This window comes from Ammoniphilus soli, from assembly GCF_040813775.1.
On record NZ_JBEGDL010000021.1, the window covers coordinates 1 to 11,902 of the forward strand.

General features: G+C 46.3%; 10 protein-coding genes. 6 read left to right on the forward strand and 4 right to left on the reverse strand.

Annotation, left to right across the window (positions count from 1 at the left end):
- Positions 1-150: 150 nt before the first annotated feature.
- A complete protein-coding gene (locus ABLT31_RS26955) occupies positions 151-1,164 on the reverse strand; it encodes a YeiH family protein (RefSeq protein ID WP_367757668.1) in 1,014 nt (337 codons plus the stop codon).
- A gap of 193 nt (positions 1,165-1,357) precedes the next feature.
- On the opposite strand from ABLT31_RS26955, the gene ABLT31_RS26960 reads away from it, so the two are divergent.
- Complete coding sequence (locus ABLT31_RS26960; RefSeq protein ID WP_367757670.1) at positions 1,358-2,245, forward strand: LysR family transcriptional regulator; 888 nt, start codon at positions 1,358-1,360, stop codon at positions 2,243-2,245.
- Between the two features lie 120 nt (positions 2,246-2,365).
- A complete protein-coding gene (locus tag ABLT31_RS26965; protein ID WP_367757672.1) occupies positions 2,366-2,485 on the forward strand; it encodes a putative holin-like toxin in 120 nt (39 codons plus the stop codon).
- Between the two features lie 254 nt (positions 2,486-2,739).
- Here the strand turns inward: ABLT31_RS26965 and ABLT31_RS26970 are convergent, their stop codons facing one another.
- The gene (locus ABLT31_RS26970; RefSeq protein ID WP_367757674.1) at positions 2,740-3,840 is read right to left on the reverse strand and encodes a CdaR family transcriptional regulator; all 1,101 of its coding nucleotides are present in this window, start codon (positions 3,838-3,840) and stop codon (positions 2,740-2,742) included.
- A 163-nt stretch (positions 3,841-4,003) separates the two neighbouring features.
- Here ABLT31_RS26970 and ABLT31_RS26975 point away from each other — a divergent pair, with 163 nt between their 5' ends.
- Positions 4,004-5,149, forward strand: coding sequence for a glycerate kinase (locus tag ABLT31_RS26975; RefSeq protein ID WP_367757676.1), 1,146 nt, complete (start codon positions 4,004-4,006; stop codon positions 5,147-5,149).
- A 19-nt stretch (positions 5,150-5,168) separates the two neighbouring features.
- Positions 5,169-6,509, forward strand: coding sequence for a GntP family permease (locus ABLT31_RS26980; protein ID WP_367757678.1), 1,341 nt, complete (start codon positions 5,169-5,171; stop codon positions 6,507-6,509).
- 121 nt (positions 6,510-6,630) lie between these two features.
- Here ABLT31_RS26980 and ABLT31_RS26985 read toward each other — a convergent pair whose 3' ends face one another.
- Together ABLT31_RS26985 and acsA are read right to left on the reverse strand one after the other, a co-directional pair.
- Positions 6,631-7,890, reverse strand: coding sequence for an L-lactate MFS transporter (locus ABLT31_RS26985; RefSeq protein ID WP_367757680.1), 1,260 nt, complete (start codon positions 7,888-7,890; stop codon positions 6,631-6,633).
- 190 nt (positions 7,891-8,080) lie between these two features.
- The gene (gene acsA, locus ABLT31_RS26990; protein ID WP_367757683.1) at positions 8,081-9,802 is read right to left on the reverse strand and encodes an acetate--CoA ligase; all 1,722 of its coding nucleotides are present in this window, start codon (positions 9,800-9,802) and stop codon (positions 8,081-8,083) included.
- A 615-nt stretch (positions 9,803-10,417) separates the two neighbouring features.
- Here acsA and ABLT31_RS26995 point away from each other — a divergent pair.
- Together ABLT31_RS26995 and ABLT31_RS27000 are read left to right on the forward strand one after the other, a co-directional pair.
- On the forward strand, positions 10,418-11,083 hold the full coding sequence (locus ABLT31_RS26995; protein WP_367757685.1) for an adenylate kinase: 666 nt from the start codon (positions 10,418-10,420) through the stop codon (positions 11,081-11,083).
- A 116-nt stretch (positions 11,084-11,199) separates the two neighbouring features.
- Positions 11,200-11,853 (forward strand): acetate uptake transporter, encoded by a 654-nt coding sequence (locus tag ABLT31_RS27000; RefSeq protein ID WP_367757687.1) that lies wholly within the window; start codon positions 11,200-11,202, stop codon positions 11,851-11,853.
- Positions 11,854-11,902 lie beyond the last annotated feature (49 nt).

Consider the following 11,902-nt stretch of genomic DNA (forward strand, 5'->3'; position numbering starts at 1 on the left):
TGGCTCATGTGATCCACGAGGATGGATCGGTAAAGGAAGCGGTCGAGTTGTATAACGAGCTAGTAGGGGAAAAGGCATTGGTATAAGCAATCGCAGAACAAGAAGAAGCTCCTGAAGAGTCAGGGGCTTCTTCTTGTTTAAGGTTCTCCTCTAAAACATAAGACTATAAGCAAAAGAAGTTATCGAAAGGATGATCGATGCAATAAACATAGCAATGAGGGGTTTCCATCCTTTGGCTTTTAAGGCTTGGAAGCTTACGTTGAGCCCTAGCCCAACCATAGCGGCTGTTAAGAGGAAGGAACTGAAGGTGGCGATGTTATCCAATACGCCCTGTGGAATCGATACGTAGGTTCCAATTAAACTAGCTAGAACAAATCCGGCAAGAAACCAGGGGAATTCTACCTTTGACGGGGTATTCGTGTCCTTTTTCTTCATCCAGCAAGCCAAGATCAAACAAAGGGGGACTAGAAGCAGCACCCTGCCTAGCTTCGCTAATAAGGCCATGGCGAGTGGATCTTCTCCGGCGGGTGCGGCCGCAGCGGCAACGTGGGCGATTTCGTGAAGGCTCATTCCTGACCAGATTCCATACTCGATTCCTGTTATCGGCAGGAAGGGGTACAGTAAGGTATAAATGATAGTAAAGACCGTTCCCACCAAGGCGATGATCCCAACACCTATGGCGGTATCTTCTTCTTTCGCTTTCAAGATAGGGGAAACGGCTGCAATCGCTGCAGCTCCGCAGACCCCGGTTCCAATGGCAAGCAATAAGGACAAGGAAGGATGAGCCTTCAGCCGTTTGGCGATCACCATGGTGACCGCGATCGCAAGGACGATACTCACCACATCCTTGACTAAAAGGCCTAATCCCTGATGGAGGATTACTTCCACATTAAGCCGAAAGCCAAAAAGAATGATGGCATATCGCAAGATTGCTTTTCCGGAAAATTGCACTCCTGCACGAATTGACTCAGGATAATTAAACAGCTGGCGATAGAGGACGGCCATTAAAATGGCCGTGACCATGGGGCCAAGAAAGCTGATAAACGGGAGTTTGGCCAATCCCACACCGAGCGAAGCGATAGCAAATGTAAAAAGAATCCCTCCCAGCAGCCCATTCCCGTATGATGCCTTATGGATAGCGTGAGCCGAAACTTGAACGCTCATATCTCTCAACCTTTCGGGTTTGTTTCTGTCGTATACCTTTACTATAAGGGGCCGGCAAGAAAATGAGAAATACCGATATCAAATGGGTTGGATTAGGAATACTTATGCTTTACTGCGCTAAAGCAAGCGGTTTGATGAATCCTCGTATTGCTGAGATAATAATAAAAAAGGGAAAAGAATAGAGGGGATTTTATTGATTGTTGATGCGTTAAAAGTATTTGTAACGGTTACCCAGCAGAAGGGATTTTCAAAGGCGGCGGAAGTGCTGCATCTTTCCCAGCCTGGGGTCAGCTTGCATATCCAAAATCTTGAAAATGAGCTCGGGGTAAAATTAATCCATCGTTCTACCAAACAAATGGAATTGACACAGGCGGGCCGCATTTTGTACGAACGTTCTATCCAAATTTTAGATTTATATGAAAATGCGAAACAGGAAATTAATTTATTGCAAAACATGGTGACAGGCAGCCTGAAAATAGGAGCCAGCTATACGATTGGCGAGTATATCTTGCCTCGCTTATTAGCGGAGTTCTCCGCAGAATTTCCGATGGTGGATATGGAAGTTACGATTAACAATACAGAGGATGTAGCTCGACTGGTTCGGTTAAGTCAGTTGGATGTGGGCCTGATCGAAGGAGAGGCGGACAGTAAAGGCTTGGTTATCGAGCCCTATCTGAAGGATGAGATGGTTTTTATTGCACCTAATCATCATCCTTTGAGCCTGCAGAAAACGGTGAAGATGAAGGACTTGAACGACCAAGTGTGGATTTTCAGAGAAAATGGCTCGGGTACAAGAGCTTTTAATGACCAGGTCATTGATGAGCACCAGATTAAAGTGAAAAAATCTTTTGTTTTCAGCAGCAGCCAAGGTGTGAAAGAAGCGGTTGCCGCAGGGCTTGGCATTGGTTTGCTTTCGAAATGGGTGGTTCAAAAGGATTTGGAAGCCGGAACATTAGCCCGCATCCGGGTGGGGGAAGATCCTTTTTTTAGGGAGTTTTCTATCATTCTAAGAAAAGATCCCTATTTGACGAAGGCTATGGAGATTTTTTTGCAAAGGATAAAAGCAAATAAGCCCCGATAGAAATGGGTAAACAAAAAGGGGAACAAATGTTCCTATTTTTAATTAGTTGTGATATAATACCAGTATTGTACAATTGATAGGCTCACTCAAGGGCGGTCGCTCATTCTTTCCCATCTAAGGATGGAAGGGGGTGAGATCATAACAGTATACGAAGCATTGAGTCTGCTAGTTGGATCTGGGCTATTGGTCGCAACGATTTTTCAAGTTGTAGTCACCATGCTGTCAAAAGATAAAAAGTAAGACCTCCCTTGAGCCGGCGAGCTTAGGAGGTCTTCCTTCACGAGGTATGAGCCGATCCCCAGTGGGAATCGATTTGTGCAATGTCGCTGCAGATGTGCCAGCATCTGTAGCTTTTTACGGAATAAGAAAGTATAAACTTCAATGAAGCTTTTTCTATTATTGTACTCCATTTTAGCATATCCCCATGCAGAATTAAACGGTGGCCAAGCATCGGATCCAATAACAGCATCTTCCCTGCCCATTCCAACAAGGCCCTATTCCCGGTGCCGTTGTTTTATCTGATGGAGCCATAGGGCTAACTGAAGGGAAACCGCATCCTGGAATTGCAGCGGATCATAGCCTGTCACCTCTTTCATTTTGCTGATCCGATAATTTAGCGTATTGCGATGGATATATAGCACTTTAGCCGATGCGCCAATGTTTAGGTTGCAGCGGAAGAACACATCCAGGGTGTCCAGCATCTTATCAGGCATCTGGTTTAAAATGCGCTCGAGGAACCGTTCTTTAGCGTAGGCATCGACTGACGAAAGCAGTGCTTTTGTCTCGATTTCCGTGTAGCTGATCAAGGTTTGACTGGGGGTGCCATAGGTTAAAGCTGCTTTTGCTTCATCTAAGGAATAGCGGATGTTTCCCTGATCGATTTTGGAGGTGCCTAGGCCGATGCGATGATCAATCCCCATCTGATGCAAGAACTTTTGGAGGTGATCCATTTTTCGGTAAATGAGGGCTTCGGGAATCCCTGAAAAAAGGAAAAACAATCGATTAGCGCCTATTGATCCGATCATGACTCGTTTCTCATCCAGGTTTTGGGCCATCTTTTCAATGAGCTCCTGTTTTTTCAGCGTGCTATGGGTGCCTTCTACTAAGCCTACTTGAAAAGGGGGAATCCATTGCAGGTTAAGCAGATTTAGCCGCTGCCGAATGGATTCCTGGGGAGCCTGCTCCAGAAGGAGATCTTCGAAAATCTGCTCCTTCATCCGTTGCTTCCACTCCAGCTGAGAGGCGATAAACGACTGGTTAATCATCATTTCCGTGACCATCTTCACCAGTTCGCCGAATTCCTGAATCTCCTCCGGTTCTCCCGTGATGCCGATCACGCCAATGATTTGGTTCTGAAATTGGATCGGAAGGTTCATTCCCGGCAAGGTTCCTTCCCAGTGATCCAGATGGTGGCGGGTGACCAGCAGGGGGATTCCGGTGCGCAAAACTTCCAGGGCTCCTTCATGCAGGAGACCAATCCGATCCGGATTGCCTGAAGCGATAATCTTTCCCTCATGGTCCATAATATTGATATTCCGGTTTAAACGGATCATTGTTTGCTCAACAATTTCTCTCGCTATCTCTTTCGTTAGCATATCGGAATTCGTCCTTTGAATTTTTTGATATTGTTAATCATACACATAAATGAACCTCGAATAAACCGTCTTTTTTGTATATGGTAACCAATGAATTTATTGTATTGTCTGTCTATAATAAAGATTATGATTTGAAAGCGTTTTGAAAAGGCGGTGGGGGAAGATGAAGATTGTCATTGCACCAGATTCATTTAAAGGGAGCATGTCTGCTTGGGAAGCATGCATTGCAATAGACAGAGGGATAAAAAAGGTATTGCCAAATGCGGATTTGCGCCTGGTTCCGGTAGCGGATGGGGGAGAGGGGACGATGGATAGTCTAGTTGCCGCTACCTCCGGACAAAAAGTGGAAGTTACGGTTACAGGCCCGTTGTATGCACCTGTGGCAGCCGCTTACGGAATTCTTGGCGATCAAGAAACCTGTATCATCGAAATGGCCAGTGCTTCGGGATTATATCTCGTCACGCCTGAACAGCGTGATCCGATGAAGGCGAGCACTTACGGAACCGGTGAATTAATCAAGAGCGCCTTAGATAACGATTGCAAAAAATTCATTTTGGCCATTGGCGGAAGCGCAACCAATGACGGCGGAATCGGCATGCTGCAGGCCTTGGGGATGAAACTGCTGGATGCAGAGGGAAAGCCGATCGGGATGGGCGCACAGGAACTGCATCGGATTGCCGAGATCGATAGCCGCGAATTCGATCCGAGAATAGCTGAAGCGGAGTTTTTGATCGCAACGGATGTTCAAAACCCCCTTGTCGGACCATATGGGGCATCTCATGTATTCGGCCCGCAAAAAGGAGCTTCACCCGAGATGGCAGAAGCGCTGGACGGCTATTTGAATCACTGGGCAAATTTAGTTGAAGCTCATACGGGGATTCGCCTTCACGACCGGCCAGGGGCTGGTGCCGCCGGCGGAATCGGTGGGGCCTTCCAGGCGTTCTTCCCCTCGCAAACGAAACGCGGAATTGACATCGTCATTGAATATACCGGGCTGGGAGAGACAATGGAAGGGGCCGACCTGGTCATTACCGGTGAAGGTCAAATTGACTTCCAGACCGCATCGGGAAAAACGCCGATGGGGGTAGCCCAGGAAGCAGCCAAGAGAGGAATCCCCGTAATGGCCCTTGCCGGTTCCATTGGGAAGGGGATCGATACGCTATACCAATACGGCATACACAGTATTCACAGCATAGTAAGCGCGCCCATGTCGTTGCAGGAAGCGATGGACCGGGGAGAGGAATTGCTTTCCCTCACAGCGGAGCAAGTGCTTCGAACCTACCTCGCCGCATTACATCATCGTTCATAACATATAGGAGGAGAGATTTATGTTATTTGCTGTTTTAGCAGCTGGAGTGGTCCTAGTGGTCCTTGCCACGGCCAAGCTGAAGCTGCATCCGTTTTTATCCCTTTTGCTAGGCGCATTTTTTATCGGAATCGCTTCCGGAATGCCACTGGATAAGGTGGTTGAGAGCGTTAATACCGGATTTGGAGGACTCATGGGCTCGATCGGGATCGTGATTGTGGCCGGTACGATCATCGGGACGGTGCTGGAAAAGTCCGGTGCTGCTCTGCGGATGGCCGAAGTGGTATTGCGCGTGGTAGGACCGAAAAGACCTCAACTCGCGATGTCCTTGATCGGTTATATCGTTTCCATTCCCGTTTTTTGTGACTCTGGCTTTGTCATTTTAAACAGCTTAAAAAAAGCGTTAGCCAAGCGGGCCAAAGTGGCCATAGCTTCCATGTCTGTCGCCTTGGCCACTGGCTTATACGCGACCCATACCTTAGTCCCTCCAACCCCAGGGCCGATTGCCGCTGCGGGTAACATAGGGGCGAGCGATTTCTTGGGTACGATTATTGTGGTTGGACTTCTGATCGCGATTCCTGCGGTCCTCGTGGGTTATCTTTGGGCCACGAAAGTAGCGAGCAAAATCGAAGTTCCGGATGATCACGAGAACTTTGATTATGAGGAGATTGTGAAGTCATTCGGTGTCTTGCCATCTACTTTTAAGTCTTTCTTGCCCATTGTGATGCCTATTGTTCTTATTGCCCTAAGCTCGATCGTCAAGTTCCAGGCCATGGAGGGTCCACTAGCCGGTTTCTTGAATTTCTTAGGTACACCCATCGTCGCACTCCTTATGGGGATTTTTGCTTCTTTTGCTCTTCTGCCTAAGTTTGACGAAGAAACCTTAACGGGCTGGATCGGGAATAGCTTGACAGATGCCGCACCGATCTTGTTGATTACGGGAGCTGGCGGCGCCTTTGGCTCGGTGATTAAAAACACGGGCATTGCCGATGTGATCCAAGGGTGGTCTATTGGGGATATGTTCAGCGGGGCCATGTTCCTGCTCATTCCATTCTTGATTGCTGCCGCTCTTAAAACCGCTCAAGGCTCATCGACGGCCGCTTTGGTAATCACCTCTTCTTTGATTGCACCGATGCTGCCTGCTATGGGAATCGAAGGGGCGCTGCCCTTGGCATTAGTCGTGATGGCGATTGGGGCAGGGGCCATGACCGTTAGCCATGTGAATGACAGCTTCTTCTGGGTCGTAACGGAATTCACCGGAATGAAAGTCACAGATGCCTATAGGGCACAAACGACTGCCACCTTATTGCAAGGGGTAACCACCATCGTTGTCACAATGATCGTGTGGGCCATATTGATTTGATTGCACTTTCTAGGTTTACAATGTGGAAAGAGAACAAAAAAGGAGTCAAGAGCTCTACAGCTCTTGACTCCTTTTTTAGTTTCTTGCCAAGTTTATCTGTTTACACTTTATGAACAGTCGTTTATGCCACTCCTTCTTTTTGCTGCTGTTGGCTTCGGTACTTTTTGATATCCGCGCGAAGGAGAATCGAAATGAGGAAGCCGATCGTAATTAATGCAAGGAAAACATAGGACACTGGTATATAACTGCCTGTTGCGGCTTTAATTTTGCTGACTAACAACGGTCCAATGATCCCGCCGAGAGACCATGTTGTTAAAAGGTAGCCATGAATGGCACCGAGTTGTTTGGTTCCGAATAAATCTCCAATAAAGGCAGGGAGATTAGAGAAACCGCCGCCGTAACAGCTCACCACGAGAAAGATCAGGACTTGGAACACAAGTACATTGGTTGTTAAAGGGAGGGTTGCAAACGCTACGATTTGGATGATAAAAAAGATTAAGAATATATTGTGGCGACCAATATAGTCGGATGCTGCCGCCCAGCCCAATCTGCCGCCCCCATTAAAGATTCCCATGATTCCTACCATAGTAGCTGCCGCAGCAGCGGATAACCCAACGACGTCTTGAGCCATAGGAGAAGCTACAGAAATCATCATAATGCCAGCACTCGTGTTGATCAGCATCATGGTCCATAACATCCAGAAATGTTTGGTTTTAACCGCTTCTTTAGAAGTTAATTGTCTTAAGTCTTTGATCACTACTTTTTGGCCGGATGCAATCGCTTTCTTCAGGCCGTCTGGCATCCAACCTTCTTTAGGAGGGGCAATATAGGACGCGCCAAGCACCATGAGTGTGATGTAACATGCGCCTAAAATGTAGAACGTGTTGGCAATGCCAACGCTTACAATTAGATTTGCAGCAACTGGAGCTGTAGCAAGCGCTCCTGAACCAAACCCAAGTACCGCCATTCCTGTAGCTAAGCCTCTTCGGTCAGGGAACCATTTTACCAGTGTGGATACGGGCGAGATGTAACCAATCCCTAATCCTAAACCGCTTAATAGACCGTAAGTAAGAAGGAAAAGCGTAGAGGAGTCGGCAGCAACGGCAAATCCGGAGCCAGCTTGTCCCAAACCGAACAAGACAGCGGCGAGCAGGGCTGATTTTCTTGGACCCAGTCTTTCAACCAACTTTCCGAAAATGGCTGCGGACGATCCTGCAAGCGCCATCATAATGGTAAAGGCTAAAGTAACATTTGTCTCTGACCAACCCAGGGTTTCGGTTAATGGCTTTTTATATACACTGTAAGCGTATGCAGAACCAATCGAGAGATGAATAGCAATAGCGGATAAAGCAATGAGCCAGCGATTTTTGGTCGTTTTCATCGTTTCCTCCTTTAATATCGTGTTTAAGTGATTTTCGAGTTACTCCAATTATAGTAAGTTTTCGAATGTTGCGTATAGTTTTGTCCTAAACAGTTTTAATTTTTGTGTAAAGAGTAGAAATCGCTGACTAAACTGCAAAAAAATACACAAAAAGCCTCTCCCCATTAAAAGGGTGAGGCTATTGGTAATGCTAATCCTCCATCGTAGATAAATCCCCCGTAGGCAAGCCTAATTCCCAGGCTTTTAAAACACGGCGCATGACCTTTCCGGAACGCGTTTTAGGGAGTTTATCCCTGAATTCGATCACGCGGGGAGCGGCATGGGCAGCGAGTCTTTTTCGAACAAACTGGGTAATCTCTTGAATCAATTCTTCGTTCTCCTGGTAACCCACCCTTAAGGTGATAAAGGCTTTAATGATCTCTCCGCGCACGGGGTCGGGAATCCCGATGACACCGGCATCAGCGACAGCGGGATGTTCTACAAGCTTGCTTTCTACTTCGAACGGTCCCACGCGTTCGCCTGATGTATTGATCACATCGTCCACGCGTCCTTCAAACCAGAAGTATCCATCCTCGTCCTGATAGGCGGAGTCGCCGCTTACATACCAGCCATTCAAGAAATACGATTCATATTTTTTCGGATCGCCCCAAATTTGTCTCATCATGCCGGGCCATCCTGGCTTTACTGCGAGATTACCCATCTGAAGGGGAGGCAGCACATTACCTTCATCGTCGACAATGGCCATTTCAATGCCTGGCATCGGTTTTCCCATAGAACCGGGGCGTATTGGCATGGATCCATAGTTCGCACAAATGGTGCATCCGGTTTCTGTCATCCACCAGTTATCATGAATTCGTCGCTCAAGCGTTTCCAATCCCCAGTAAATGACCTCCGGATTGAGGGGCTCGCCAGCGGACAAGATATGTCGTACTGAACTCAGGTTATATCGTTTTGGCAATTCAGAGCCTTGGGACATCAGCATCCGAAACGCGGTCGGTGCACTAAACCACACCGTGACGTAATATTTCTCAAGCGTTTCATACCAATTTTCCGGTTTGAATCGCCCGCCGCGAGAAACGCTGCTAATCCCGTGCAAGAGGGGGGCGAAAATGCCGGCAGACGTACCGGTTACCCAACCGGGGTCAGCGGTGCACCAGTAAATATCGCCTTCCTGAAAATCAAAAACCCATTTTCCAGCGGCAAACTGATGAATCATCATGTTGTGGACATGGAGTACGCCCTTCGGTTTTCCCGTACTGCCAGAAGTGTAGAACAGGATGAGGCCGTCTTCGCGATCTACCCACTCCATCACATATTGATCGGACTGATTCATGAGCTCTTCAAAACGAAGTTCCTTTTCCTGAAGAGATTCGTTGCCTGGCCCCGCTAAAATGATGTGCTTTAAATCAGGCAGCTCCTGATCCGCTATTCTTTCTCTTAACTCAGGGGAAGTGACCACGGCTACGGCCTGACTATCGTTCAGGCGGTCTTTAACCGCTCCTTCCATAAACGCTTCAAACAGCGGGCCGACGATGGCGCCGATTCGAGCGGCCCCTAAAAGAGCGATATATAACTCCGGGCTTCTAGGCATATAGAGGAACACCCGGTCGCCTTTGGCGATGCCGAGATGTTTGAGGCCATTTGCAAAACGGCATGATAACTCCATTAATTCCCGATAGGTATACTTTTCATCTCGCATTCCATCGGTAAAGTATAAAGCTATTCGATCTCCGCGCCCTACCTGGACATGACGATCAATAGCCTCAAATACGATATTCACTTTTCCAGTCTGATGCCAGGTAAACTCCTTTTCAATATCCATCCAGTCAAATTGAGAGGCCGTTTCCTCATAGTTTTTTAAATTCGCTTGCAAATTGAAGGAGGATATCTCCCGAGATCTGGTATTATTCATGGTTTCTCCACTCCCTTGTTTTTTGATGCTCTTATTCTCTATCTGTGTTATAGTGTTATAGGACAGATTGTAAATCAAGGTTTTTGATTTGTAAACAAAATATTTTAAATTAATTCTATTGAGTTTTATGTGTATATTGCATTTAGTTTGATATAATCTCATATGCGGGTAAAAACGCCTATAAACCATGTTTATCTAGGTCTATGGAATCAAATTTCTGGTCGGTAAAGCTGTTATCGGTCACTCATTTGCGGCCATTTCTAGCTTGAAAGGACTTCTAGTCAACTCTAAATGTAGGGGGTTTTTATATAAAATGTAAAAAAGTATTGAATTTAATAGTATGCTTGTTATAATACAAGTAAGCTAACTATTTATGGAAAAAGAGATTCAATCTGTAAAATGAGAACGCTCTTTATTCAGAGAGAGTAAACCATAGTAATATGATGTGTTTACCTATAATTGGACTTTAGAATTGAACCATCTCTGATACTGGGGTGTCATAAAGAGGGCATTGCAATAACAAACCAACTAGTCGGTTTGTTATATTGATGCAAGGTTTTAATCTAAAACACATAGATAAAACAAAGTGCAAAAGATGAGGAGGAGAGGAAGAGAATGAGCACAAACATGATCTTAATGGGATTGCCAGGGGCAGGAAAAGGAACACAAGCGGAGTTTATGGTGAAGGAATATAAGATTCCGCATATTTCTACTGGGGATATGTTTCGAGCCGCAGTAAAGGAACAAACCGAAATGGGCCTAAAAGCCAAATCTTATATGGATCAGGGATTATTGGTTCCGGATGATGTGGTGATTGGCATAGTGAAAGAGCGTTTAGGAAGCGATGATTGCCAGAATGGTTTTCTGCTGGATGGATTTCCGCGTACGGTTGTACAAGCTGAAGCATTAGGTAAAGCCCTGGAAGAAATGGGGCGTCACATTGATCATGTGATCAATATTGAAGTGCCTAGAGAGGAACTCATGGTTCGTTTGACTGGCCGGCGGATATGCAAACCATGCGGAGCCAGTTACCATCTTGCCTTTAATCCTCCGGTCCAAGCGGGAATCTGCGATAAATGCGGTGGAGAATTGCATCAGCGCGATGATGATAACGAACAAACGGTGGCTACTCGCTTAGATATCAATATCGAGCAATCGGCAACTCTTCTTGCATACTATCAACAAAAGGGACTGGTAAGAAACCTAGATGGCCAGCAAGAAATCGCAAAGGTATTCAGCGATATTAAGCAAGTATTGAGTCAGTCCCAATTAAGTGTTTAAACAGAAAGAATATATCCCTTCTGTTCGCAGCGAATAAATAGAGAAAGACCAGGAGAGCGCTGTTAGCAGGATTTAACCGGGGTATTTTCTATATCAAAACAAGGGAGTGGAGTAGTATGGAAAAGAATGTAGTTGTAACAGAAACCAAAATGTCAGATCCTACAGCACTTGGCGTTTTTGGGTTATCCATGGTAACCTTTGTGGCGGCCTCGCAAAAAATGGGGTGGACATCAGGGACGACGTTTGTACTGCCATGGGCCATCTTCTTGGGAGCCTTGGCTCAAATCTGGGCTTCTACGGTGGACTTTAAGAAAAATAATTACTTCGGCTCCATTGTCCTGGGCGTTTATGGGCTGTTCTGGATGGGAGTTGCGATGCACTGGGCAATCAGTCTAGGCTGGTTCGGTGAAGTGGATTCGTTGGCAGACCCAAAGCAACTAGCCTTTGCTTTCTTTGGATACCTGATTTTCTCCATATTCATTACCGTTGCGGCATTTGAAACGAATAAAGTGTTCGCTGCCATTTTGGTTCTCATTGATGTTTTATTTATATCGCTGGGACTAGCCACATTAGGGATCAATGCTGCGCTATTCTCTAAGCTCGCGGCCATCTCTGAATTCAGCATTTCCTTGTTGGGCTTTTATGCCTGCGGTGCGATTTTCTTAAATAACTTCTTTGAAAGAAAGGTTTTATCTTTAGGAGCTCCTTTTGGATTCCTTAAAAAAGGAACGGCTGCATCTTCGATGCCAGTTGCCAAACGTACCGCATAACAGAGATCGGGATCGTGATGGGCGGGATGAATAAATAGACGGCTTGCTG